Source organism: Proteiniphilum propionicum (genome assembly GCF_022267555.1).
Taxonomy (GTDB): Bacteria; Bacteroidota; Bacteroidia; order Bacteroidales; family Dysgonomonadaceae; genus Proteiniphilum; species Proteiniphilum propionicum.
The window spans coordinates 3,048,108-3,073,154 of sequence record NZ_CP073586.1 but is presented as its reverse complement, the minus strand read 5'-3'; the positions used below and the strand labels follow the sequence as shown (position 1 = coordinate 3,073,154).

The 25,047-nt window shown below is 40.4% G+C and carries 23 protein-coding genes and 1 riboswitch; of the genes, 11 read left to right on the top strand and 12 right to left on the bottom strand.

Features of this window, described 5'->3' with window-relative positions:
• The first annotated feature begins 55 nt into the window (after positions 1 to 55).
• The 3 genes from prfA to KDN43_RS12780 are packed head-to-tail and all read left to right on the top strand — an operon-like array spanning position 56 to position 3,238.
• Entirely contained in the window at positions 56 to 1,141 is a 1,086-nt protein-coding gene (prfA, locus tag KDN43_RS12790) for a peptide chain release factor 1 (RefSeq protein ID WP_238866677.1), read from the top strand.
• A gap of 29 nt (positions 1,142 to 1,170) precedes the next feature.
• The gene (gene pyrF, locus KDN43_RS12785) at positions 1,171 to 1,995 is read left to right on the top strand and encodes an orotidine-5'-phosphate decarboxylase (RefSeq protein WP_238866675.1); all 825 of its coding nucleotides are present in this window, start codon (positions 1,171 to 1,173) and stop codon (positions 1,993 to 1,995) included.
• 22 nt (positions 1,996 to 2,017) lie between these two features.
• Positions 2,018 to 3,238: an HD domain-containing protein gene (locus KDN43_RS12780; RefSeq protein ID WP_238866673.1), complete on the top strand. Its 1,221-nt coding sequence runs from the start codon at positions 2,018 to 2,020 to the stop codon at positions 3,236 to 3,238.
• Here the strand turns inward: KDN43_RS12780 and KDN43_RS12775 are convergent.
• Entirely contained in the window at positions 3,227 to 3,739 is a 513-nt protein-coding gene (locus KDN43_RS12775) for a YbaN family protein (protein ID WP_238866672.1), read from the bottom strand. The genes KDN43_RS12780 and KDN43_RS12775 overlap by 12 nt on opposite strands.
• 183 nt (positions 3,740 to 3,922) lie before the next feature.
• On the opposite strand from KDN43_RS12775, the gene KDN43_RS12770 reads away from it, so the two are divergent.
• A complete protein-coding gene (locus KDN43_RS12770; protein ID WP_238866670.1) occupies positions 3,923 to 4,432 on the top strand; it encodes a low molecular weight protein-tyrosine-phosphatase in 510 nt (169 codons plus the stop codon).
• A gap of 165 nt (positions 4,433 to 4,597) precedes the next feature.
• Here the strand turns inward: KDN43_RS12770 and KDN43_RS12765 are convergent, their stop codons facing one another.
• The 11 genes from KDN43_RS12765 to KDN43_RS12715 all read right to left on the bottom strand — a co-directional run bounded on the left by KDN43_RS12765 (position 4,598) and on the right by KDN43_RS12715 (position 15,668).
• Positions 4,598 to 5,533: a ribose-phosphate pyrophosphokinase gene (locus KDN43_RS12765; protein WP_238866667.1), complete on the bottom strand. Its 936-nt coding sequence runs from the start codon at positions 5,531 to 5,533 to the stop codon at positions 4,598 to 4,600.
• A gap of 110 nt (positions 5,534 to 5,643) precedes the next feature.
• A complete protein-coding gene (locus tag KDN43_RS12760) occupies positions 5,644 to 7,341 on the bottom strand; it encodes an alpha-amylase family protein (protein ID WP_238866665.1) in 1,698 nt (565 codons plus the stop codon).
• Between the two features lie 148 nt (positions 7,342 to 7,489).
• Positions 7,490 to 8,383 carry a patatin-like phospholipase family protein gene (locus KDN43_RS12755; protein ID WP_238866664.1) on the bottom strand — a complete coding sequence of 298 codons (894 nt, stop codon included), beginning with the start codon at positions 8,381 to 8,383 and terminating at the stop codon, positions 7,490 to 7,492.
• A gap of 221 nt (positions 8,384 to 8,604) precedes the next feature.
• Entirely contained in the window at positions 8,605 to 9,078 is a 474-nt protein-coding gene (gene folK, locus KDN43_RS12750) for a 2-amino-4-hydroxy-6-hydroxymethyldihydropteridine diphosphokinase (RefSeq protein ID WP_238866662.1), read from the bottom strand.
• Between the two features lie 29 nt (positions 9,079 to 9,107).
• Positions 9,108 to 10,160 (bottom strand): tRNA preQ1(34) S-adenosylmethionine ribosyltransferase-isomerase QueA, encoded by a 1,053-nt coding sequence (queA, locus tag KDN43_RS12745; protein ID WP_238866660.1) that lies wholly within the window; start codon positions 10,158 to 10,160, stop codon positions 9,108 to 9,110.
• A gap of 53 nt (positions 10,161 to 10,213) precedes the next feature.
• A complete protein-coding gene (gene truB, locus KDN43_RS12740) occupies positions 10,214 to 10,906 on the bottom strand; it encodes a tRNA pseudouridine(55) synthase TruB (RefSeq protein WP_238866658.1) in 693 nt (230 codons plus the stop codon).
• Positions 10,907 to 10,910: 4 nt separating this feature from the next.
• Complete coding sequence (locus tag KDN43_RS12735; protein WP_238866656.1) at positions 10,911 to 11,795, bottom strand: undecaprenyl-diphosphate phosphatase; 885 nt, start codon at positions 11,793 to 11,795, stop codon at positions 10,911 to 10,913.
• Between the two features lie 33 nt (positions 11,796 to 11,828).
• On the bottom strand, positions 11,829 to 12,077 hold the full coding sequence (locus KDN43_RS12730) for a DUF3098 domain-containing protein (RefSeq protein WP_238866655.1): 249 nt from the start codon (positions 12,075 to 12,077) through the stop codon (positions 11,829 to 11,831).
• A 15-nt stretch (positions 12,078 to 12,092) separates the two neighbouring features.
• Entirely contained in the window at positions 12,093 to 12,971 is an 879-nt protein-coding gene (locus KDN43_RS12725; RefSeq protein ID WP_238866654.1) for a cell division protein FtsX, read from the bottom strand.
• 129 nt (positions 12,972 to 13,100) lie between these two features.
• On the bottom strand, positions 13,101 to 14,096 hold the full coding sequence (locus tag KDN43_RS12720; RefSeq protein WP_238866653.1) for a TerC family protein: 996 nt from the start codon (positions 14,094 to 14,096) through the stop codon (positions 13,101 to 13,103).
• 111 nt (positions 14,097 to 14,207) lie between these two features.
• Positions 14,208 to 15,668, bottom strand: a complete 1,461-nt coding sequence (locus KDN43_RS12715) for a CCA tRNA nucleotidyltransferase (RefSeq protein WP_238866652.1) — start codon at positions 15,666 to 15,668, stop codon at positions 14,208 to 14,210.
• 195 nt (positions 15,669 to 15,863) lie between these two features.
• Between KDN43_RS12715 and KDN43_RS12710 the strand changes: the two genes are divergently transcribed.
• The 7 genes from KDN43_RS12710 (at position 15,864) to KDN43_RS12680 (ending at position 25,031) form a co-directional block, all read left to right on the top strand.
• Positions 15,864 to 16,685 carry a hypothetical protein gene (locus tag KDN43_RS12710; RefSeq protein WP_238866651.1) on the top strand — a complete coding sequence of 274 codons (822 nt, stop codon included), beginning with the start codon at positions 15,864 to 15,866 and terminating at the stop codon, positions 16,683 to 16,685.
• Positions 16,686 to 17,001: 316 nt separating this feature from the next.
• A complete protein-coding gene (locus KDN43_RS12705) occupies positions 17,002 to 17,472 on the top strand; it encodes a hypothetical protein (RefSeq protein ID WP_238866650.1) in 471 nt (156 codons plus the stop codon).
• 292 nt (positions 17,473 to 17,764) lie between these two features.
• Positions 17,765 to 17,975, top strand: a riboswitch (cobalamin riboswitch).
• A gap of 146 nt (positions 17,976 to 18,121) precedes the next feature.
• Complete coding sequence (locus tag KDN43_RS12700; RefSeq protein ID WP_238866649.1) at positions 18,122 to 20,137, top strand: TonB-dependent receptor; 2,016 nt, start codon at positions 18,122 to 18,124, stop codon at positions 20,135 to 20,137.
• A gap of 6 nt (positions 20,138 to 20,143) precedes the next feature.
• Positions 20,144 to 21,280 carry a YncE family protein gene (locus KDN43_RS12695; protein WP_238866648.1) on the top strand — a complete coding sequence of 379 codons (1,137 nt, stop codon included), beginning with the start codon at positions 20,144 to 20,146 and terminating at the stop codon, positions 21,278 to 21,280.
• Positions 21,281 to 21,315: 35 nt separating this feature from the next.
• Positions 21,316 to 21,465, top strand: a complete 150-nt coding sequence (locus KDN43_RS12690; RefSeq protein ID WP_238866646.1) for a hypothetical protein — start codon at positions 21,316 to 21,318, stop codon at positions 21,463 to 21,465.
• A gap of 6 nt (positions 21,466 to 21,471) precedes the next feature.
• Positions 21,472 to 23,034 (top strand): PKD-like domain-containing protein, encoded by a 1,563-nt coding sequence (locus tag KDN43_RS12685; protein WP_238866644.1) that lies wholly within the window; start codon positions 21,472 to 21,474, stop codon positions 23,032 to 23,034.
• 17 nt (positions 23,035 to 23,051) lie between these two features.
• A complete protein-coding gene (locus KDN43_RS12680) occupies positions 23,052 to 25,031 on the top strand; it encodes a DUF5018 domain-containing protein (protein WP_238866642.1) in 1,980 nt (659 codons plus the stop codon).
• The last annotated feature ends 16 nt before the right edge of the window (positions 25,032 to 25,047 follow it).

The following is a 25,047-nucleotide window of genomic DNA, read 5'->3' as shown; positions in this document are numbered from 1 at the left end:
ATCAGATCAAAAACAGGGCCTGTCAGATTTTTATAAAAATAAGATTGGATTTTTTATGTCTGAAAACTCATTACTCGATAAATTACAACATCTTGTAACCCGCTTCGAAGAGGTGGCTACACTCATTACCGATCCGTCAGTCATTGCCGAGATGGATCGTTATGTTAAGCTGAACAAAGAGTATAGCGACCTGCAAAAAATTATTGGTGTTAGAAATGAATATAAAGCAGCTTTGGACAGCGTGGCAGAAGCAAAAAAAATTCTCGAAAATGAATCTGATAGCGATTTGAGGCAATTGGCCAGCGATGAGCTATCAATCAATACGGAAAAATTGCCTCTGCTGGAAGAGAAAATTAAACTGTTGCTTATTCCTTCAAACCCCGAAGATGCCAAGAATGTAGTTATGGAGATTCGTGGTGGTACGGGCGGCGACGAAGCAGCTATATTTGCCGGCGATCTCTATAAGATGTACCTCAAATATTGCGAAAGCAAGGGGTGGACCACTGAGCTGGTTAGCTTTACGGAAGGTACAGCAGGAGGTTTTAAAGAGATTATATTTACTGTCAGTGGTACTGACGTATACGGAACATTAAAATATGAGTCGGGCGTACACAGGGTACAGCGTATACCTCAAACGGAGACGCAGGGCCGTGTTCATACTTCAGCTGCTACGGTAGCTGTGCTACCTGAAGCTGAAGAGTTCGATGTGGATCTAAATCCGGCCGATATCGATTTTCATACCGCCCGCTCCAGCGGTGCTGGCGGCCAAAATGTGAATAAAGTGGAGACTAAAGTGCAACTTACCCATAAGCCTACAGGTATTGTAGTGGTATGTCAACAGGCTCGTTCACAGCTTAAAAATCGGGAGATTGCCATGCAAATGCTTCGTACAAAGCTTTACGATATTGAACTTACAAAACGACAGGGCGATATAGCTTCGCGTCGTAAAACCATGGTTTCCACAGGAGACCGTTCCGCAAAAATACGTACTTACAATTATCCCCAGGGTCGCATAACAGATCACCGTATTAACTACACTGTGTACAATCTTTCTGCATTTATGGATGGTGATATTCAAGATGTTATCGATAAGCTGATGGTGAGCGAAAACGCAGAAAGAATGAAAGAGGCTGAAATGTAATATATTAATAGACGTTTCAAAAAAAAAAAATGAATAAACAACAGCTTTTTGAGCAGATAAAGAAAAAGCAATCTTTCCTTTGTGTGGGGTTGGATACAGATATCAAAAAGATTCCGGAACATGTGCTCGATTCGGAAGATCCCATATATGACTTCAATAAAGCAATTATTGATGCCACAGCGGCATATTGCGTTGCTTATAAGCCCAATCTTGCTTTCTATGAGAGCGAAGGTGTAAGTGGATGGCTTTCCTTCGAGAAAACAGTCGAATATATTAAACAGAGGTACCCGGAAATGTTTATTATTGCTGATGCCAAACGTGGAGACATTGGTAATACAAGCGAGATGTATGCCCGCTCATTTTTCGATAAAATAAAATTAGATGCGGTAACAGTGGCACCATACATGGGTGAAGACAGTGTAATCCCGTTTCTTTTGTATCCCGAACGGTGGGTCGTTCTACTGGCTCTTACCAGCAACAGGGGTTCACTAGATTTTCAGCTAACAAAAGATGAAAACGGGGAACGCTTGTTCGAGAAAGTTTTGCGTATTTCAAAACGATGGGCTACTGATGAACAGATGATGTATGTGGTGGGTGCCACTCAAGGAAAACTGTTTGAAGATGTCAGAAAAATTGTTCCAACACATTTCCTGCTGGTTCCCGGCATAGGCGCTCAGGGGGGATCACTTGAAGAGGTGTGCAGTTACGGCATGAACAGAACCTGTGGCTTGCTCGTGAACTCTTCACGGGGAATAATATATGCTGATAACGGTGAAGACTTTGCCCGTGCAGCAGGTGAAGAGGCAATGAAACTCCGGCAGCAGATGATGAAGATGCTGGAGAAATATTTGTAAGATCAGAAGACAAGGTAAGGCAGTGAAAAAACGAAAAATAATTAACGATCCGGTTTTCGGCTTTATAAATATACCGAACGATTTTGTATATGATATAATTCAACATCCTTATCTGCAGAGGCTGAACCGTATCCGTCAATTGGGACTTGCACCATTTGTTTATCCGGGAGCACAACATACACGCTTTCATCATTCAATAGGGGCTATGTTCCTTATGGACGAAGCACTTAAAACTCTGAAAGAGAAAGGGCATGAAATATCGCCCGATGAATATAACGGTGCATTGGCTGCAATCCTGATGCATGATATCGGGCATGGTCCATTTTCGCATGTACTGGAAAATACACTTGTCACCACTATTCATCATGAGGCCATCTCTTTACAGCTTATGCATCAGATGAACAGGCAATGGAGAGGAGAATTGCAGGTGGCAATCGATATTTTTACCGACAGCTACCCAAAACGCTTCCTTTACCAGTTGGTTAGCAGTCAATTAGATGTGGATAGGCTTGACTATCTTCGCCGCGACAGTTTTTTTACCGGTGTGGTTGAAGGTAATATTGGTTCGGCGCGTATAATAAAGATGCTTGATGTGAAGGATGATGAGCTTGTTGTTGAATCAAAGGGGATCTATTCCATTGAGAACTTCCTTATGTCACGCAGGCTCATGTACTGGCAGGTATATCTGCATAAAACGGCCGTGGCTGCAGAGAAAATGATGATTAACACGCTCAGGCGTGCCAAGGAGCTCTCTATGAACGGCGAACATCTTTTTGCCTCCCCTGCCCTCTCCTATTTTTTGTCAAATGAGACCACAATTGCCGATTTTGAAAATAACGGCGAAGCACTCCGCCAATTTGTCGACCTCGATGATAATGATATATGGTCGGCGCTGAAAGTGTGGACTTCACATCCTGACACTGTGCTATCGATATTAAGCGACGGAATGGTAAACCGGAGGCTCTTCAAGATTGAAATAACTGATGAAAAAGCAGGAGAAGAGAAAGTTGGCAATTATCTGAAATCATACATGAAAAAGTATGGCCTCACTCTTCACGAAGCTTCTTATTTCATCTCGTCAGACATCGTTACTACAGATATGTACAGCGAAAAAGACGATAGTATTGATATACTCTATAAAAACGGTATGGTGAAAGATATATCCGTGGCATCAGACATGCTGAATATTGAGCTGCTGTCGAAAAAAGTTGTAAAATACTATTTTGCCTACTTAAGATGCTGATTTGTATTTATTGTCATTGCTTGTGACTGCCCGATCATTTTTTGCTGTTGGGACAAAAAACCAGACAACAATGCTGCCGGTTACTCCAAGGGACAGAATCACCCACCTGAGCGCTCCTCCGCTTACCACAACAAAAGAGGAGAACGATACCATAATAGACATAAAGGCAATTACACCTAACTTTCCTTTGCGGGTTATCCCTTTCCTGCGCTGGTAATTTTTTATCCTTGGGCCCAATATTTTATTATCTATAAGCCGGTTGTATAGTTTCTCGGAACTTTTGGCATATAGGAAAGCCGCCAATAATGCCAGCGGAGTAACCGGGAGCCCTGGCACAACAATGCCCAGGGTAGCCAATACAAGGGAAAGAGTACCCCCCGCAATATACAGGCCACGTGTAATTCTGTTTTTTTTGATCTCCGAATTTACTTTTTTTTCAGACAAAGCTATAGAGATATCACGCGCTACCGGACGGTTATGTTCATTAAAACCATTTTCCATCAATAAACTTGTTTTTTCGTGTTAAAATCATGAATTTGCAAAGTTAATTAAATATTCATAATGCCCAAGCCTGTATTATTCAAACCTCTATGATTTTCAGGAATATAATTTTTTGCAGTCATTTTAATTTCTACTATCTTTGCGTAAATTGTTAAGGTTAGAATTGAAATCTACATAGAGCATATGGATCCCAAAATAGAGAAGATGAAAAAAATCCGGCTACTTTTCGTATGTCTTGGAAATATCTGCCGCTCACCTGCCGCCGAAGGCATCATGCGCAGGATTGTGGAAAAAAATGATCTTCAGGATATAATAGAGGTTGATTCTGCGGGTACATCTGGATGGCATGAAGAAGAGCTCCCCGATGAACGCATGCGTTCACATGGCGAGAAAAGGGGGTACGATTTCTGCAGTCGTGCACGGAAATTCAGAAAATCTGATCTCGATGATTTCGATTATATCATTGTAATGGATGATAGCAACTACAATAATGTGAAGTCGATGGCTTCAACCAGCGAACAGGTCAACAAAATTCACATGATGGCCAATTACTCTTTGCAGTACAGTTATTATGATCATATTCCGGATCCATATTACGGTGGGTCTTCAGGATTTGAACTGGTGCTGGATTTACTGGAGGATGCCTGTGAAGGGCTGCTCCAAGCCATAAAGAAAGATTGTTCATTGTTTTAAGCAATAAAAAAACAGCTGAAATTCAGCTGTTTTTTTATTGATCCGTACCTCTCTTTTTCTATTCTTTAACAGGCCATTTTCGCTTCAAACTTACTCCCCCTCTACAATCAATTCCGGTAACCTACTTTATTATTATATCGGTACAGTTCGTGAAACAAATGTTGGTTAAACCACATAAAGGGAACTTATGGACTCGTTATTGCATACGCGAATAATGGAATTTGCAAACATATCTGCTACTGAAAGGATCTTTACTTTATCTGATTTACGGGGGTATGGGATACTGTCTGTAAATATTAATTCTTTAAGTTTCGACTTATCAATCCGCGAAGATGCCGGATCTGACATTACAGCATGGCTGGCAATAGCCCTCACGGAACTGGCACCGTTATCCATAATAAGATCGGCTGCTTTTGTAATGGTCCCCGCGGTATCTACAATATCATCTATAAGCAGGACATCCATTCCGCGCACATCACCAATAATCTGCATATCAGATATCTCATTGGCTTTCTTCCTGATCTTGTAACAAATCACCATTGGACAGCCGAGAAACTTTGAGTAAGCGCTGGCGCGTTTGGTACCGCCCACATCAGGTGTCGCAATAACCATATTTCTTAAGTCAAGCTGCTTTATATACTCCACGAATACACCTGAAGCGTATAGGTGATCTACAGGCACATTAAAAAATCCCTGGATCTGGTCAGCATGCAGATCCATTGTTATCAGACGGTTAATTCCCGCTGCTGCCAGCATATCGGCAATAAGCTTTGCGCCTATGCTTACACGTGGTTTGTCTTTTCTGTCCTGCCTTGCCCATCCAAAGTAAGGAATTACTGCCACAATGGATTTAGCTGATGCACGTTTTGCAGCGTCAATCATCAGCAGCAACTCCATGAGGTTATCAGAATTCGGAAAGGTAGATTGGATAAGAAATACCTGCTTGCCGCGAATTGATTCTTCGTATGAAACGGCAAACTCACCATCGGCAAAATGTTCAATTATCATGTTACCCAACGGGCAACCCAAACTGTTACAAACCTTCTCAGCGAAGTAACGTGATTTACTTCCCGAAAAGATTTTAAATGGTCTCTCCTGCATGTTTTATAATTTTCTAAGAACTAAATATATAGGTTTTATACAACTTTTATCTTCGGAAAAATGTGAAAGTTTCGACAAAATTACAAAAACTAACTTCAATAAAGAATAATTTAATCAAAAGAAATTCGGTATATTTCTCCAGAGTTATTTTCAAGTCTCATTTTTAAAGAGAAAACCGAAGAAAATGTTATTACTTCGCTCGCTTTGTTCAACAGGGGAGTGATTTTACCGTTTCCGGTGTTATCAATCCCAAAAAACGACAGTGCATGTGGTGGAATATTTACAGTGCACTCTTTCGGTTCATTATCAAAATTTGTTGCAATAAGGAGCAGATCTTTCCCGTCACCTCGTAAAAATGCGAATAACCGGGTAGAGTCGAATTCCAGATTGTCATAATTGTACGGCATCAGATCATAGAATAGGCCTTCGGAAAGGGCCGTTTCCTTATTACATATCCTTATGAGCCCGGTGTAGAAATCACGAAGCTCCTTTTCTTCCTTGCAGAGTTGTTCATCGTTCCACTTTCCGTTGTTGTTCCACCGTCGTATTGTATCCACCGACCAATAATCGAAAATAGTAGTACGTCCGTTTTTCCCGCTGAAACCCTCTTCATCCATTCCCCTTTCACCAAATTCTTGCCCTGCATGAATCATAACCGGGTTAGTATTTATTGTGCACGTAACAATCATTGCGGCTTTACCTTTTTCACCCTTTTTCAGGAAGTAATCGGAAGCAATTCGTTGTTCATCATGATTTTCCATGAAGTTAAGCATCTTATGCTGGATATCACCCACATTGTTTAATGCAAATGTTATATCTGATGAGGGCCTGTAACCGCATGCAACGTCACGCAATACGTCGTATAAACCTACTTTGTCGTACAGGTAATCGAAAATGTTGTTGCCCAGAAAACCTCGGTATGCTGAAGGATTATAAATCTCGGCAAGAAAGATAATTTCTTTGAATTTTGCTTTAACCTGTGGAATAAGCCACTGCCAAAACTCCAGTGGTACCATCTCTGCCATATCGCAACGGAAGCCGTCAACCTTCTTTTTTGCCCAAAATATAAATATGTCTCTCATCTTAATCCATGTATCCGGAACAGGATTAAAATGAGAAGTACCTCCTCCAGGGTAGTCTATACCGTAATTTAGTTTTACCGTATCGTACCAGTCGTAATGAGTAGGTTTACTGTTGAAACAGTCGTTGCCAGTCGCTTTAGCAGGATACTCAAGGTATTCACACTCTGCCTTTTTTACGTGCGAAAGCTGTATCTCCAGCAATTGCCCGGGAATATAATAAAAATTGTTTTTCGAAGAGAATGCAATGGATGTATTGTCATCCTGCCCGAAATCTCTTACATTATCCGGTTTGCTGACAGACCGGTAGTTCCTTGCCACATGATTGGGAACATTGTCGATAATTACCTTTAGTCCTGCTTTGTGAGTGCGTTTAATAAGGTTTTCAAACTCATCCATTCTGTTGTGAATGTCAACCGCCAGATCTGGATCTACATCGTAGTAGTCACGAACAGCATATGGCGATCCTGCTTTTCCCTTAATGATCCCCGGGTACTCTTCAGGAATGCCGAAAGCTGTATAATCGGTAACTGATGCATGTGCCAGCACACCAATATACCACACATGCGTATATCCGTTCTCCCCGATCTGCCTTAACACCTTGTCCGTGATATCATTGAATTTTCCGCATCCGTTCTCTTCAATTGATCCGTTGTGTTTGTTTTCGGAAAAACTGTTTCCGAAAAGCCTTGGTAGTAATTGATAAATAAACAGTTTATTATTTTGCATACAAATGGTTAATATTTACGATATGATATATCAAACGGAACAGATTTTATTTCTCAGCGTTTGTTTTCAGATACTCTGTTTTTGCTTTATGGTTTAATTACAGTCTGCAATCTTGTAACTGAGCAAAACTCTATTATTTATGTCAGCTTCATAAATCTTGTTTATTAGGGGAGTTATCACGCTTTGCCAGTCTTAAGCGTTTAATCTGGGCCCGTACCTTTTCGGTCAGTTCATAATGCCTATGGCACTTTTTAACAACCTGCCACGACTCTTTTTCGCTCATCTTCATAGCGGCAAAATTATATCCATGCTCAATTATGGTTTTCTGATTATGAAGGTCGAACATGGAGAATTTTTCAAGTCCTTTTGTCTCAATGAGTATATCACAGTAGGTTTTATCGAAAACGGTATTGGAGTTTGACATCAAATTGAATGTTCGTTCCAGCATAGTGCGGATGTTGTTTTTTCCGGCCGGAGGAATCATTAATGACACATTCACACCTATAACATATTTACATTTTTTTCGGATGACAGAGACAGGGAAATTTTTTAGCAATCCTCCATCTACATAAGAAACATCGTTAATTATCTGAGGATGAAAGATAACTGGAATGGAACAGGAAGCCACCACTGCGTCTATCAGATTATCTCCGTTTGAGAAAGTAACCGTACAGGCCCTGTCCCAGTCTGTAGCTACAACATAGAACGGCATCTGTAACTCTTCAAATCGTTTGGCCCTGAGATTTTTTTTAAGGAAGTTGTGCAAACCGGTACTTTTAAAAAAACCAGTCTTGGGTAAAGTGAATTCGACAAACTCCCTGAACTCTTTCTTTTTAAAAAGTTCGGATATCTCTTCGGGATGAAAGCCATCGGCATAAAAAACACCTGCGAGAGCTCCTGCACTTGTACCTGAAATTACATCTGGCTTTAATCCGCATTTTTCAAGTACCTGCAACGCCCCCAGGTGGGCGAAACCCTTGGCTCCTCCTCCACTAAGCGCATAGCCTAAAAAATAATCATAGCTTTTTCCGAAGATTGCCATAATCAAATCTTCTTATATTATTATACTTTACAAATATGCTAATTTTTTTTTGATTTATCAATGAGTCCTCTCCGAAAACCTCAAAACCCAATTTTATCTGTTTGTAACTTATTGAAAATCAATGTTTATCTTGTGAAATTTTCAAGAAAAAAGACTTATCGGAGGAGACTCATCTATTAACACTGTAACCATTAAAAAACTATTTTCTAGAGAATATCAGACTAAAGGAGTTTCAAATCATTTTTCAGCTGTTGTATTGTTTTTCCCAATACCGGATGGATTACTTCTGGGGCTATTTCACATAGCGGTTCGAGAACGAAGCTGCGTGTATGAAACCTTGGGTGAGGAACTACCAGGCCGGGAGTATTAATAACCAAATCTCCTGCAAGAATCAGGTCTATATCAATCAAACGGTCGACATATCTGCAATTACTGCTTTTTGCAGTTCTACCTATTTCTATTTCAATCTCCCGTGTTATTGAGAATACACTATCAATCTCTAAAGATGTTGCCACTTCGCATACACAGTTGATGAAATTGTTCTCCGACTGAAAATCAACTGGTGTTGTAATATAAAGAGCGGAGAAGGAACATATTCTTCCAATCCGCTCTTCAATTTTTTGATAAGCATCCTCAATATTTTTTTGTTTATCACCAAGGTTTGAGCCTAGGGCTAAAAAAAGAGAGTATTCCATACCTGCTCCAACTATTGCAATATGTATAGTTAATCTATTATCAGCATGGCATCACCATATGCGCCAAATTGATATTTTTCTTCAATTGCCACCTCATATGCTTCCATTATTTTTTCGTAGCCTCCAAATGCGCAAGCCATCATTAGCAGCGTGGAGTATGGCAGGTGAAAGTTGGTGATAAGGCTGTTTGTTAGTGTGAAGTCGTAAGGAGGAAAAATAAACTTATTTGTCCAACCGCTCCTTGGCTTCAAATGCCCGTCGGTGCTTACAGTGGTTTCCACAGCGCGTAGTACAGATGTGCCTACTGCACAAATGCTTCTCTCTTCATCCTTTGCCTTGTTTACTCTACTGCACAACTCTTCTGAAATGATCATCTGTTCCGATTCCATCTTATGTTTAGTGAGGTCCTCCACATCAATCATGCGATATGCCCCCAGACCGTTATGTAGAGTGAGGAAACCGAACTCAATATCCTTTATCTCCATCCTCTTCATCAGCTCGCGACTGAAATGCAGCCCGGCTGCAGGAGCAACAACAGCCCCCTCGTTTCTGGCAAATATGTTCTGGTACCTTTCCATATCTTCGGGAACAGCATTTCGCTCCAGATATTCAGGTATTGGTGTTTCCCCAATTGCAAACAGCTGGCATTTAAACTCATCGTATGGCCCGTCATAAAGAAATCGCAGTGTGCGTCCACGCGATGTTGTATTATCAATCACCTCAGCAACAAGCTCTTCGTTTTCTCCAAAATAGAGTTTGTTTCCGATTCTTATTTTTCGTGCCGGATTTACCAGCACATCCCACAAGTGCTGATCGGGATTAAGTTCTCTCAATAAAAAAACCTCAATCTTTGCACCTGTTTTTTCTTTGTTACCAAACAGTCTTGCAGGAAAAACCTTAGTGTCGTTAAAGATAAAAAAATCTTTTTCATTAAAATAGTCAAGAACATCTTTGAAAACTACATGCTCCAGTTTATCCGATTTTCTGTGTACTACCATCAGCCGGGCTTCATCGCGATGAAAAGAAGGGTATTTCGCAATGAGTTCTTCCGGCAAATTAAATTTGAATTGCGAAAGTTTCATAAGTTAAATAAATCCTGTATCAATTATATTTTATAGTCAATCTAAATATCATCTTATTGCTGGACATTCTCGTCTATAAAATGGTCCAATTCGTCCATTTTCAAACATTTATCCAACGTAATCTCTCCTACCCTCGTGCGTACAAGCCCTGTAAGGTGAGCACCTGAGTTCAAAGCTTCTCCAATATCTCTGGCCAGTGCCCTGATATAAGTACCCTTGCTGCAGACTACACGGATAGTGATGTACGGCATATTGTAAAAAATCAATGCGATACTATCTATAACCAATAATTTGGGTTTTAGTTCAATATTTTCATTTTTTCTGGCAAATTCGTAAGCCCTTTTACCATCAACCTTAACAGCCGAAAACAGAGGTGGTACCTGTTCTATAGATCCTGTGAAACGAAGAAGAGTTTTCTCCACCATTTCCTTTGTTATATGCTGTGTAGGGTATTCTGCATCTATTTCCGTCTCAAGATCGAACGACGGTGTAGTTGCTCCAAGACGGATATCTGCAATATACTCTTTTGTCTGTGACTGCAGCTCCTCTATAAGTTTGGTTTTTTTACCAGTACAGATTGTCATTACACCGGTCGCCAATGGATCGAGTGTGCCTGCATGACCAACCTTCAATTTTTTTATCTTCAGCTTTTGACACAGCTTTGCACGAACAACACGAACAACCCTGAATGATGTCCAGTGAAGAGGTTTATCGATATGTAAAATTTCACCTTCGATAAAATCCATATTGCTACACCATACTTAAGCTTACACCTGAAAAAATTAGCACCAGCAAAATACCACCGACAATTATTCGATATACGCCAAATGCCTTGAATCCGTATCTGGTGAGGAAATTAATAAAGAATTTTATGGCAAAAATTGCTACAATGAATGCAACCATGCTGCCGATTGTCAGCAACAGCATGTTTTCTTTCAGCATTTCGGCACTGATAGGGTCTTTCATCAGCTGGTACAGTTTGTAACCCGATGCTGCCGCCATAGTTGGTACAGCCAGAAAAAAAGAAAATTCAGCAGCGTTTTTCCGGGAAAGCTTTGTTGTCATACCTCCTACAATGGTTGCCATTGAACGTGATACGCCGGGTATCATGGCAATACATTGATAAAGACCTATCTTCAATGCCCTCTTCCATCCCATCTCCTGGTCTTCTGACGGTTTGTCAAACCATTTATCCACGTAAAGCATGAGGATCCCTCCCAGTACAAGCATCGCAGCCACAACTGTCACATTCTCCAGCAAAGCATCTATCCGGTCACTAAGAAGCAACCCTATAACACCAGCAGGAATAACAGCAATGAACAATTTCCAGTAGAAATCGAATTTATAAACGAACTGAGTGAGCCGGTTCAATACTTTTTTTCCTGCCTTCGCTCCGGCAACATCCTCTTTTTGGGATATATGAACAGGCCTGAGGCGAAAAAAACGTTTATGGTAGAGGAGCACTACCGACAATATAGCACCAAACTGAATAATTACAGTAAAGGCTTTCACAAAAGGGGTAATTTCCATTCCCAGCAACGCCTGGGTTATAATCATATGACCGGTAGATGACACAGGCAGAAATTCAGTTAGCCCTTCCACTACAGCAATAATGAGCGCTTCTAAAATACTCATGAAGATGATGTTTTTGTACGATGTTCCAAGTGATTATTTTTCTTTTTCACTTTTATACTCTTTCGTAGGATACAAAATACCTACTATCATCAGTACAAATCCGGCAAGACATACAACGGGAGCAAGTTTAATGCGCCTTGCACTGAAAATTTCGGATTCGAAACCGTTTTCGAAAGATGTTGATGGGCCGGTCATCAATACAAATCCGATAATAATAAGCAAAACAGCAATGCCGCATATGATCAGGTTTTTTTTACTTAGGGCTACGTTTTTATTAGACATATTATATTTTAAAATTTATACATAATAAAGCTTGTCAGAACTCATTTTCACATATCGGTTTACAGCAAAAGCGGTAGCTACGGTGGAAATAATCACACCCAGTATTATCACAATGACGAAAATTACAGACAAACCGGAAAAAGGTACAACAGATTGAATCTCAGCGTACTCTTTACCGAAGTAGGTTATCAGCGATAAAATGATTAGGTCCGCAATAATTCCGGCAATCAAACCGGTGAAAATATTACTTATTACGAATGGTTTTCTTATAAAACCGCCTGTGGCACCTACCAGTTTCATTGTATTGATAAGAAATCGTTTTGAATAGACACTTAGCCTGATTGTATTCCGAATAAGTGTGAATGATATGAAAAGGAGCACAGCTGCCAGAATGAGCAACACAGTCATAACCCTGGCAAGATTGTTGTTGATAAGATCTATCGCCTCCTGCTGATAAAGCAGATCAGTTATATTGGTATTTTGCCTGACCAACTTGTTTATAACGGCAATACTGTCGCTATTGGCATATTCCGAATGGAGAAAAATCTCAATGCAGTCTTGTGCAGGATTGTACCCTAGTAACTCTTCGGGGTCTTCGCCCAGATCTTTAATAAGCTGTTCTTTTGCTTCTTGCTTGCTAATAAAACGCGATGATTTTACAAATGGTTGTCCATCGAGGTTTTTCCTGATAGCGCTTATTTGTGAATCTGTTACATTGGAAGAGAGCATTACGCTAAAACTCATATTCTCTTTCAGGAATTTCGACATCTCATTCCCCATGAACAGAATTAAAATAGTAATACCCAACAACACCAAAACCAGCGAAATACTGATTGTTGATGTTATTTTTGCATTCAGGAATCTTGCCGTGGATACTTTTTTTTTGTTAGACATAGGTGATTGCAATAACGAGAGGCGAAAATTCAACAAAAGAGCCCATTTCCAAATAAACTGCAAAGTAATAAAATTAATTGCATAAAACAGGATAGAATGGAAAATATTAAGGGAAATAAACTTAATTTTTCATTTATCAAACTTCTTTGTTACAGCAATCTTTTGTTTTTGTTTACTCCTTATAATCGATGCTGCAACAGATATCAATATCAAAAAAAGGATAATGAGAAGCGACATAGCAGTTGGAATATAAAATTCCGTGCCATTGGCATCAGAATAGTGGTTGATAATCATCTTGCTGCCTATAAAAACAAGGATGGCACTGAGCGCATACTTCAGGTAAATGAAATAGTCCATTACTCCTCTTAGAGCAAAATATAGTGAGCGAAGGCCCAGAATAGCGAAAATATTGGATGTATAAACGATAAACATATTGGTAGAGACTGCCAGCACTGCCGGAATTGAATCTATCGCAAATACCAGATCGGTCATCTCAATTACAAGAAGCGCAAGAAAAAAAGGTGTTGCAACCATTTTATGATCAATCTTTGTGAAAAATTTTGGTTCTGACATGTCGTCAGTCACGGGGAAAATTCTGCGGATAAATTTCACAAATGAACTTTTATTCAGATCCTTCTCTTTTTCCTTTTTTATTCCTGCCTTTTCTCTGAGGTGGTCTGTAATCATCTTTATTCCTGTTATAACCAGAAATCCGCCGAACAGATACATAATCCATGCAAACCTTTCAATAAGCGTGATACCGGCAAAGATAAATATCGCCCTGAAAATGAGAGCTCCAATGATTCCCCAGAAAAGTACATCATGCTGATACCTGAAATCGATCTTAAACGAGGTGAATATGAGAATAAAAACAAAAAGATTGTCAATACTCAGCGACTTTTCAATCAGATATGCAGTAAGGAACTCCAAGGCAGGTTCTTTACCGAAGATAAACAGGACTCCAACATTAAAAATAAGTGCAAAACCAATCCAGAACAGACTTAACCATAATGCTTTTTTTATATTTACGACTTCTCCTTTTTTGTGAAAAACAAACATGTCAAGGGAAAGAAGGGTAATGATCAGGATGATAAACCCAACCCAAAATTTTGAACTAACTTCCATCTAATAAACAATTTAAATAATATAATAACCTAAAAAAACTTTCGTACTTGTACTTGTACTTGCTATATGCAATAGCTATATGTAACGGTAGTGCAGTGGTATATAATACATTTACTGCTCCTGCTGACCTTTTTTATGATCAATGTTAATCGGCTTCAAATTGAGTTCGCTGGCCTTTTCCATCATAAAAAGGAAGGCTGCTTCATGTTCATTGGGTATTACACCATCGAGGATAGCCTCTTTTATAGCCGATTTCAGCAATCCCACCTCACGTCCCGGCGGAAGTCCGAACACCTCCATTATCTCTTTGCCATCAACAGGAGGCTGGAAGTTGCGTACCCTGTCTTTCTCCTCTATCTCCTGAAGCTTTCTCCTTACAATTTTGAAGTTGTTCAGGAACCGCCTTACCTTTTCAGGGTTCTTTGAAGTTATATCAGCCTCGCACAGCATCATCAAATCATCAATGTCGTTACCCGCATCGAAAAGGAGCCGGCGAACCGCCGAGTCGGTAACCTCTTCCTCTACCAGCTGCATGGGTCGCATATGAAGTGAAACCATCTTCTGCGTATATTTCATCTTCTCATTTTGCGGAAGTTTCATTCTCCGGAAGATTTTAGGGATCATTTTTTCACCAAAATAGTTATGGTTGTAGAATGTCCATCCCAATTTCGGATCCCATCGTTTGGTAGCCGGTTTGGCTATGTCGTGAAGTAATGCCGACCATCGCAGCCAAAGATTATCGGTATTCTTTGCAATATTGTCAAGGACAACAAGTGTATGATAGAAATTATCTTTATGCCCTACCCCATCCTTGGTTTCCGCTCCTTTCAGCTCTGTTAGTTCAGGAAAGATGATATCCAGCAATCCTGTTTTATCCAGTAAAATAAATCCGACAGAAGGTTTGGGTGACAATATAATTTTATTGAGCTCATCAGCCACCCTTTCCATCGATACTATAAGAATACGCTCCCTGTTTCGGATTATGGCATCGAACGTATCGGGAAAAATATCAAATCCAAGTTGTGATGCAAAACGAATGGCACGCATCATACGCAACGGATCGTCACTGAAGGTGATGTCAGGATCAAGAGGTGTCTTTATAATCAGATTATCCAGATCACTAAGGCCGTCGAACGGGTCAACCAACTTCCCATACTGCTCTTTATTAAGGCAGAAAGCCATGGCGTTAATGGTAAAATCGCGCCGCTTCTGGTCGTCCTCAAGAGTGCCTTCTTCCACAATCGGCTTTCGGGAATCGTGGCTGTACGACTCTTTCCTGGCACCTACAAACTCAATTTCGTACCCTTTATGCTTTATCTGTGCTGTACCGAAGTTTTTAAAAACAGTAATTTTTGTATTTTTCCCCAGTTTTTTAGCTACCAATTGAGCCAGTTCAATTCCTTTTCCCACTGCCACAATATCTATATCGTTCGATGGGCGGAAGAGAAAAAAATCTCGTACGTATCCTCCGATTAAATAGCACTCCAGCTCCATTTCATCTGCAGCACTTGAAATAATCCTAAAAATTTTTTTATCTAAATATGACAGTATCTCCTCATGAGATATATCCATAACCTTTTGGTTTTTAAACTTTACGGCCTAGAATAACTATTGTGTAATTTATTTTCCATCAGCCAATTATCTGTTACAAATTACAAAATTACAATAATTGTACTTCAAAACAGCTTTTTATGATGAATATATTTAGTAAATTTGCAAGATATAAGTCGATAACGGGGTTATAATCGTACATTCAATATATTATTAATGATGCGTTTTTATTTTAGAACCCATATTTTATTGTTTATCAATGTTCTCTTAATCTCCTGTTCCGGAGGCAACGGTGCAAAAAAATATCTTTCAGATGCAGCTATCGCATATCAAGAGGGGAACTATTCACTGGCTAAGTTGAAGATAGACAGCATAAAAATGCTCTATCCTAAATCTTTTGATGAGATTAATGCCGGTTTTTCTCTTATGCAACAAATACGAATGTCCGAGAACATAAGAAATATTGTATTTTGTGATTCAATGCTTCGTGAAAGCTATGACTCGCTCAATGAGATGCTCACAAAATTTGATTATGTGAGAGACGGCCGCTACCAGGAGTTTGGAGAGTATTATCCCAAGTCCTATCCCTATCATAGCTCCTTAAACAGGAACGGGCTTCGTTCGGGAGTGCGGGAAAAGGGCGTCTTTTTTATAGAGAGCATAGTTTTGGGCAGTGGAATAAAACATAATAAAATAAGAGTCACCTCACGCGATGGCAGTTTTGCAGAAACTCTTGCTGTGACCTCTGATGGGCTGAATTATCGATTTAACACAATTGACAGGAACTATGAGATAGTTCGATATAGCGGAACAGACGAAAATGGAGTGGCACAGTTTATTTATACTTTTCAAGATGAGCCATTGACAGTGCATATTATAGGCAATCGCACCATCAACGTTACACTCAGTAATGCTTCAAAAAAAGGGATTTCCCAATCCTTTGAGCTTTCCAGACTTTTGCTAAACATTGAGCAGCTCAAGCTGGAGAAGGAAAAAAGCGAGGCGTTGATAAAATATCTGGAAAGCAGGAAACAGTAAAATAAAATATTCCGGCTTTGAGTATGCGCGATCATTGTCCGGATATATTCAACAAAGCACATAAAAATACTAAAACTAAAGATCTAAATAATTCAATTATTATTTAGTTACATTACAAAAAAATATAAACATAGAGTCTGGCTCCTGATATATTGAATCAAATTCATTATATTTATAATACATTGAATATCAAAATTCATTTATTGCATTTTTCTGTAATAAACTACTTCCGTGAGTTTGATTTATATTAAATGTTCAAAATATTACGTAGCAAACTGAAAAACAATTATCATACAAACAAAAAAGCAATTAAATTATGAAAAAAATTGTTTGCACATTATTGACTGCCCTTTTAGTGCTTGTAACAGCATGCGACCAATTGGGTGAAGAGATGGGAATAAGCAACAATAATTATTTCACTCTGGGTGATCAGAAAATTCCTATCAGAAATTCAAAATCAATCAGATCCGACGGTTCGTTTATATTTTATTTGTATTCAAATGGCGACTCGTCCGAAAGTAATTTTTTTATAGAACTGTCCTTTCCCGAAACAATGAAAGACACCCTTTTCACTATACCTTTATCTAAAGGTGAGTGGAGTGTGAAGGGAAAAGCAGACAATATCCTATATACAGGTAATCGTTCAAGCAGAAACGGTTTCCAGAGTGGAAATGTTAAGATCCGCATTCTTGACGGGGCTGGCACCTGTAACCTTAAATATTCTCTGGCTCTTAATGATAACAGGTGTCTTAAGGGTTTTTATACGGGAGTGATAGAGGGATTTTAAGGTATTATGGATCTTCCTCTTCCTCTTCCTCTTCCTCTGCCTTGAACTATTGCATGTTATACGTGCCTTAGCCAGGCAGGCGGCAATAGTAAAAAGTACTACTGAGTTTTGGATAGATCTATTTAGTTGCTAATTAATGGATTACATGGCTTCTCGGCACTATTTTACCGGACTGTTATCATTAAATACCTGATAAAATATTTTAATGATAATCAAAAAGACTGTCAAAAAGGTGCCATATATTTTCTGGAAATCTTACCTTAAACCTTTTCGTATGTAAAAATATAATTTTAACTTTGCATAGAATTTTGGTATTGCTCACTTCACACGGCTTCGAAGTGAACAATGAAAAGGGAATCAGGTGAAAATCCTGAACAGACCCGCTGCTGTAAGCTCCGCTTACGTGCCGAACAAATACCTCAATTGCCACTGTCCCCCTGGGGATGGGAAGGCGTTCAGACACGGGAGTAAGTCAGAAGACCTGCCAAATTCATTGACGTTTAATAGCTTTCGGGGATTGGAGCTTGAAGAACAAACATGCGTTACAGCCGTTTTTCTTTATTTGGGTCACTCTGTTTACAAGAACACTTCAATTGTGTGTTAACTCTACTTCCAAATCTCACTTTCCGAAAGCTAAATTTTCGGTAAGATGAATATATGTAATAAAACCACTCTTTTTGCTGCAATCTGTTTTCAGGTTGCGGCAGGGAAAACGTTCGCTCAAAATAAACTCGACAGTTTGCATCACTTACCCGAAGTGGTGGTTACGGCTGATGCTCCCAAAGAGGTGATACCCGGCCAAAAACTATCGGGCAAGGAGTTGAAAAAGCTAAGCAGTTTTTCCGTGGCCGATGCCATCCGCTACTTTTCCGGCGTGCAGATCAAAGACTATGGAGGATTGGGGGGATTAAAAACCGTGAATATCCGCAGTATGGGTACGAACCACATGGGCGTTTTCTATGATGGGATTCAGTTGGGGAACGCACAAAACGGACAAATAGACTTGGGTAAATTCTCATTGGATAATATAGAACAAGTCACTTTGTATAATGGACAAAAGAGCGATATTTTTCAACCGGCCAAAGACTTCGGGTCGGCGGGAACGATCTATTTACAGACCAAACGCCCCACATTCGATAGGGGAAAGAGAACCCATGCGCGTTTCACGTTCAAAACAGGGTCGTTCGGACTTGTCAACCCCTCGCTCTTGATAGAACAAAAACTGCCTGCCGATTATGCCTTTAACTTTAATGCCGAATGGATTTATTCACACGGGAAGTATCCTTTTCGTTACAAAAGAGTGTTTGAAGACAAGACAGTGGCATACGATACCGTAGCCATCCGAAAAAACGGTGACATCAAAGCCTGCCGATTAGAGAGCTCCCTTTACAAAGCATTGAACGATGGCGAATGGGATCTGCACGGCTATTTTTACAAATCGCACAGAGGGTTGCCCGGTCCTATCGTGAAGAATGTTTTTGAACACGGGCAACGCTTGCACGATGAAAACTTTTTCATTCAAAGCAAATTCAGGAAAAAGTTCAACAACATATACAGTCTAAAATTAAACGCGAAATATGCCAACGACTATACGCGTTATATTGACAACGAGTGGACAAGCCCGTTATATGTGGACAATAAATACCTGCAGCACGATTTTTATATCTCCTCGGCTAACAAGTTCGTAATTGCCAGATGGCTGCGCTTCAATCTCTCCGCCGACTATCAATTGAATAAGATGAAGGCAAACTTGGTTAATTTCGCCAACCCCACGCGTCACACAATCTTAACCGCCGCCGCGGGAGAGTTCTCTTTTGATAGGCTCACCCTCCAGGCAAGCCTGCTCGGAACATTTGTCCGCGAGAAGGTGAAGATGAACAAAGCCGCTCCCAAAAAGGACATCTACACTCCGGCGGTTATCCTCTCCATTAAGCCATTCAAGCAGCACCAATTATACCTGCAAAGCTTCTATAAAAAAATATTCAGGATACCCACTTTTAACGACTTGTATTACACCTTTATCGGAAATTCGGTATTAAATCCCGAGTACGCCACCCAATATAACATTGGTCTCAATTATACCGTATCGCCTAAAGAGTCCGTTTTTAAAACGATCTATCTGCAAACCGATGTGTATTATAATGAGATAGACGATAAAATTGTGGCTGTTCCTGCAGGTAACATGTTTCGTTGGATGATGCTGAATTTAGGGAAAGTGCAAATAAAAGGGATGGAGATAAACACAAACACGACTGTGGAACCCATCAATGAGCTGTTTGCCTCCTTGAGACTGAATTACACTTATCAACAGGCGTTGGACATAACCGATGAAAAAGCGAAAAACTATAAACACCAAATTGTGTATATCCCGCGCCATAGCGGTTCAATCATCTTTTCGGCTGACTACAAAAACTGGGGAGTGAATTACAGTTTTATATACACCGGAGAGAGATACAATGCCAAGTACAACGATGTAAACAGCCACATGCAACCGTGGTACACAAGTGATATAAGTATCAGGAAAGATTTTTCCGCCGTTTGCCGCAGAATAGGTTTACGGGCTGCTTTGGATATTAACAACCTGTTGAATCAACACTACGATGTGGTGCTCAATTACCCGATGCCGGGAAGAAATTATCGTCTAACTGTAACTTTTATGATATAAGCGGATATGGCTAGAAAAAAATTCATACTTATCAGTCTCATGCTGATTCTTCTTGGATGCAGGGAAGAGTATGAGATCCTCCACTCTTCACAAACCCAAACAAGCCTAGGTGAAGAGAATACGGGAAATTTAAAGGGTTTTTACCTCTTAAACGAGGGAAACATGGGTAGTAACAAAGCTAGCCTCGATTATTTCGACTTCGCAACGGGTATATACCACAGAAATATATATGCCGAGGCAAATCCCTTTATTGTTAAAGAATTAGGGGATGTGGGAAACGACATCCAAATTTATGGAAGCAAGCTGTATGCGGTCATCAATGTATCCAATTACATTGAAGTGATGGAGGCCAAAACCGCCAAACATATCGGTAAAATCGAAATACCCAATGTGCGCTATATTAAATTCCACAACGGAAAAGCGTATGCCTCGTCCTACGTGGCTCCGGTAAAATTCGACCAAAACGCCCGCGTGGGCTATGTCGCCGAAATAGATACCGCAACACTTGAGGTGCTACGTACGGTAAATGTAGGCTACCAGCCCGAAGAGTTAGTAATCGCAAACAACAAGATATACGTTGCCAACTCGGGAGGGTATATGTTTCCCAATTACGACCGCACGGTATCGGTTATCGATTTGGAGACATTTAAAGAAGAGAAGAAGATAGATGTGGGCATCAACTTGCACCGCCTGCGAAAAACCCCTTACCATGAGTTGATAGTAAGCAGCAGGGGCGATTACTACAATGAACCGTCAAAGCTGTTTGTGATCGACTTAGACAGAGAGGAGGTGACTCAAACCATCGAGATGGCGGTCAGCAACTTGGATATAGTGGGAGACTCGGCTTACATCTATGCCGTGGAGTGGAGCCACAACACTCAAAAAAACACCATTACCTACGGTATATTGAATATAAAAACCAAGGAAATAGTGTCGAGAAACTTTATTAAAGACGGCACAGACAAGGATATTGTCATTCCCTACGGAGTGAAGGTGAATCCCGTTACCAAAGACATCTATGTGACCGATGCCATTGATTATGTCACGCCGGGAACCCTTTTGTGCTACAACAAATTCGGCAAGTTGAAATGGAAAGTGGATACCGGAGACATTCCCGGGCATTTTGCCTTTTTATTCGAATAGAACAAAGATTTAATAATCATTAATTTATGTAAAACATGAAAAGACGAAGTTATTTTTTAATCGGGGTTACGGTATTGATAGCGGCATTCACGTCATGTCACGATATAGAGACCGTTGTTCCGCCAACAATTGAAATGGAGAAAACAACGTTTACCGTTAAACCGAACCGCAGCGTGCTTATTTAGCCCAAAGTGGAGAATGTTGATGAGAGAACGGTTTATTCGTGGTCTCTTAATGGCAAAATAATAGGAACAGAAAAAAATATCCTGTTTAAAGAGAGAGAGACGGGAGAGTATTACCTTAAATTTAAAACCGTCACCGAACACGGGACAGCGCAAATAGAGGTGAAAGTTGAAGTTACTGATTTGATTCCACCCATCATTTCTTTGGACGAAACGGGTGACGGGTTTATCTTGGAAACAGGCGAAGAGTACGTTTTCAAGCCGGAGATTGCCAACAAAGAGGGCTTGAAGTTAAGCTGGGAGATAGATGGGGAAGAGGTTTCCACGGCTGATGAATATGCCTTCAGCTCACAACAAGAGGGAAACTTTTTCATCATTCTCAAAGCTGAGAATGATGACGGTGATGATGAATACCTCATACAGATATTGGTGGTTAAAGAGGTGCCGTTAAGCCTATCGTTCGCTTATCCCGAACAGTCGGCATCGTTGGGAAGAGCCATTCGGCTCATTCCTGATATGTCGAGCACCAAAAATGTCACATTCAAGTGGTTTGTGAATGGGAAAGAAGACCCAACACAAACTTCTGACAAATATGTCTATAAGCCTTCGGCGCTTGGGAAAACAAATATAAAAGTGGTCGCCACAAAGGGCGGAAAAAAAGGCGAAGCCTCCATCGTTGTGAACACGGTAAATCCGGAGCAACATTTCCGGGCCGCCCAACCGGGAAGTTCACCCTACTCCACAAAGGTTTATGAATTTCTTCCGGCACCGGGACAGTTCGTGAACGAGGGGTACACCGCAAACACCATGGAGGAGGCCTGCCAATACGCGGAAGGTCGTTTAGCGCAGAAGGCGTATGTCTCCTTAGGGGGATTCGGAGGATATATTGTGGTTGGATTCGACCACAGCATCAAAAATAGGAGCCAATCCAACCTCAGCACCACGACTGCAGCGGGATATGATTTCGCTATTATGGGAAACTCCTTTAAAGGAAGTTCCGAGCCGGGTATCGTGTGGGTGATGCAGGATGAGAACGGAAACGGTTTGCCCGACGACAACTGGTATGAGCTGAAAGGGAGCGAGACCGGCAAACCGGGAACAATCCAAGATTACGAGGCGACTTACTTTCGTCCTGCCATTCCAAAATCCAACACCTTGTGGATAGACAATCTGGGAGGAAAAGGTAAAGTGGATTGGTTGGGATTTCACCAACAACCGTTCTATTACCCCAACTGGGTAAAGGAGAACACATATACGCTGCGGGGAACCCGACTAGAAGCGAGAACGGAAGATGAATCGGGGCAAGGCACTTATTGGGTTAACAAGGAGTTCGATTGGGGATATGCAGATAATTTCAGTCCCATCGACCGCCTTACGGACGACATCAACTACGGGGCGGCGGCAAACTCGAACCACTTTAAAATAAGCAACGCCATTACCTTCGAGGGAAAGAAGATTCATCTCGAATATATCGATTTTATTAAAGTACAAACAGGGCTGAACGTGAAAGCCGGCTGGTTGGGTGAAAATTCCACCGAGGTATTCAAGTTTGTGGATATACAAGTAGAATAATTTAAACAAAACAGAAGATGAAAAAAACATATATTGGATTACTTGCGGGTTTTTTTGCGGTCATGCTCCTATCATGTGCTACCGAAAGCCCTTTTAACGGTGAGGATAACCGTTTGCTATCCTTCTCTTTAACAACCGGAGGGAAAGAGTATAAAGGGGCGGTGAAAAACAGTGAGATAATCATATCACTGCCGGTGGAGACCGATCTGAACAACGCCAAAGTCGCATACACTCTCAGTGAAAATGCCACTATCCTTCCCGAACCCGAAAAAATAACCAACTGGAACGATGAGCAGGTGTTCAACGTCTTTTCATACAACGGCGTGAAACGAACCTATGTGATTCATATCAAGAGGCAACTCGGGCAAGCGGAGGGAACCGTTTTATTGGCAACCGACGGCGACGTGAAAGCATTCGCCGAAAAAAACATCACAGCCGTAGAGGGTGATCTGATTATTGGAAATGAAACGGGAACGGACTCCATCAGTAATATAGACGCGTTAACGTACGTGACAAAGGTAGGATATAAGCTGATTATCAATTCCACATACAAAGGAAAAGACCTCTCCGGGCTGAGAAACCTTGAGGAGACCGGGTCTATTATCGTTAATGCGAATAAGTATCTTTCGGATATCACGTTAAAGAATTTAAAAAAGGTTGGACAGGACCTCTTTGTGAACAGCCACAGTGTAAAACAAATAGTTCTACCCATGCTGGAGACAGTAGACAGTAAGCTGTTCATCTCCTCCAACAAGCTCACGGATTTACAGTTGCCGATACTTAAGCGAGGAGGAGATATAAAGATAAGCGGCAGCTCCCTCGGCATTTTAAAACTAAGAGAGCTGGAAGAGACACTCAACTCCATTATTTTGCAGGAAGTGCCATCGCTCACAACCTTGGACCTCTCGAAATTGAAGGAAATTCGCGGAGATTTAATCATTAAAGGGCCCGAGCTGGTTGGGTTAAAGTTGAATAATTTAACCCGGGTAGGAGGCAACCTGAACATCAATAATTCAAAAATCACTTCAGCCCTCTTTCCCTCATTAACAGAAACGGGTGACCTGTTTATCGTCAACAATAATAATCTTAAAAATATATCTCTCAAAAACTTAAAAACAGTAAAGGGAAATTTGGAACTCCGTTCCATACCAATAACTTCTGTTGAAGATATGGCTAACATCAACAGTATTGACGGTAAATTGATTACTAACAACCTCCCATCACTAAAAGACATATCACCGATTTTTAGAAACCTGACTAATCTCTCTGAACTCTCAATGACTTTCGTGCTTTGCGAAGGAGTTGTGGATGTCAGCAAAACGGGCGTGGAACAAGTTCTGTTGGATCAGTGCAACAACTTGGAAGAGATTATTGTGCCGGAGGTAATGAAAGAGTTATACGTTGGAGGGGACACGAATGCTCCTCGTAAAAAACCGATCCGGATATCCGGTTTAAAAGAGGTAGAACAAAAAATTGAAATCAGTAACCTAATCCTGTCAGAGCCTCAAGATTGGGTTTTAACGGGATTGGAATCGGGTTCAATATTTATCAAAAACAGTATGAATCTGAAAAGTTTTTCGGCTCCCGACCTAAAAGAAGCCAAAGAATTATGGATTAGAGAGGATAGAAATAGTAAACATTGGGAAAGCATATCTTTTGCAAAGCTAACTAAGTTAAATAAACTCAATTGCGTTCAAATGTTCTCTTTGAAAACAATCGAATGTCCGATGCTGCAAGAGATAAATACCCTATCAATAAGTGACTGGAAAGATAAAAACGAGAAGTTGACCCATCTGAATGGGCTATCTTCTCTTGAAAAAATTGAATTTCTGACACTTAAAAATATCAGTAATTTTAATGATTACTCATTCTTAAAAAAAGCAATCACCAACGGCTCAATAACAAAAGAGATTTGGAACAGGAATTTCAGTATTGCCAATAACGGCTATAATCCGACTTTTCAAGATTTACAGGCCGGACACTACGTAAAACAATAAAAAACAGAATAAAAAG

Excerpts from the sequence above, each read along its gene's own strand:
- pyrF (WP_238866675.1), top strand. The coding sequence starts at position 1,171 with ATGAATAAACAACAGCTTTTTGAGCAGATAAAGAAAAAGCAATCTTTC.
- KDN43_RS12715 (WP_238866652.1), bottom strand. The coding sequence starts at position 15,668 with ATGGATATATCTCATGAGGAGATACTGTCATATTTAGATAAAAAAATT.
- KDN43_RS12690 (WP_238866646.1), top strand. The coding sequence starts at position 21,316 with ATGAAAAGACGAAGTTATTTTTTAATCGGGGTTACGGTATTGATAGCG.
- KDN43_RS12735 (WP_238866656.1), bottom strand. The coding sequence starts at position 11,795 with ATGAGTATTTTAGAAGCGCTCATTATTGCTGTAGTGGAAGGGCTAACT.
- KDN43_RS12710 (WP_238866651.1), top strand. The coding sequence starts at position 15,864 with ATGATGCGTTTTTATTTTAGAACCCATATTTTATTGTTTATCAATGTT.
- KDN43_RS12760 (WP_238866665.1), bottom strand. The coding sequence starts at position 7,341 with ATGCAAAATAATAAACTGTTTATTTATCAATTACTACCAAGGCTTTTC.
- KDN43_RS12705 (WP_238866650.1), top strand. The coding sequence starts at position 17,002 with ATGAAAAAAATTGTTTGCACATTATTGACTGCCCTTTTAGTGCTTGTA.
- KDN43_RS12730 (WP_238866655.1), bottom strand. The coding sequence starts at position 12,077 with ATGTCTAATAAAAACGTAGCCCTAAGTAAAAAAAACCTGATCATATGC.
- KDN43_RS12770 (WP_238866670.1), top strand. The coding sequence starts at position 3,923 with ATGGATCCCAAAATAGAGAAGATGAAAAAAATCCGGCTACTTTTCGTA.
- truB (WP_238866658.1), bottom strand. The coding sequence starts at position 10,906 with ATGGATTTTATCGAAGGTGAAATTTTACATATCGATAAACCTCTTCAC.
- queA (WP_238866660.1), bottom strand. The coding sequence starts at position 10,160 with ATGAAACTTTCGCAATTCAAATTTAATTTGCCGGAAGAACTCATTGCG.
- KDN43_RS12700 (WP_238866649.1), top strand. The coding sequence starts at position 18,122 with ATGAATATATGTAATAAAACCACTCTTTTTGCTGCAATCTGTTTTCAG.
- KDN43_RS12695 (WP_238866648.1), top strand. The coding sequence starts at position 20,144 with ATGGCTAGAAAAAAATTCATACTTATCAGTCTCATGCTGATTCTTCTT.
- KDN43_RS12765 (WP_238866667.1), bottom strand. The coding sequence starts at position 5,533 with ATGCAGGAGAGACCATTTAAAATCTTTTCGGGAAGTAAATCACGTTAC.
- KDN43_RS12720 (WP_238866653.1), bottom strand. The coding sequence starts at position 14,096 with ATGGAAGTTAGTTCAAAATTTTGGGTTGGGTTTATCATCCTGATCATT.
- KDN43_RS12725 (WP_238866654.1), bottom strand. The coding sequence starts at position 12,971 with ATGTCTAACAAAAAAAAAGTATCCACGGCAAGATTCCTGAATGCAAAA.
- KDN43_RS12680 (WP_238866642.1), top strand. The coding sequence starts at position 23,052 with ATGAAAAAAACATATATTGGATTACTTGCGGGTTTTTTTGCGGTCATG.
- KDN43_RS12755 (WP_238866664.1), bottom strand. The coding sequence starts at position 8,383 with ATGGCAATCTTCGGAAAAAGCTATGATTATTTTTTAGGCTATGCGCTT.
- KDN43_RS12775 (WP_238866672.1), bottom strand. The coding sequence starts at position 3,739 with ATGGAAAATGGTTTTAATGAACATAACCGTCCGGTAGCGCGTGATATC.
- folK (WP_238866662.1), bottom strand. The coding sequence starts at position 9,078 with ATGGAATACTCTCTTTTTTTAGCCCTAGGCTCAAACCTTGGTGATAAA.
- prfA (WP_238866677.1), top strand. The coding sequence starts at position 56 with ATGTCTGAAAACTCATTACTCGATAAATTACAACATCTTGTAACCCGC.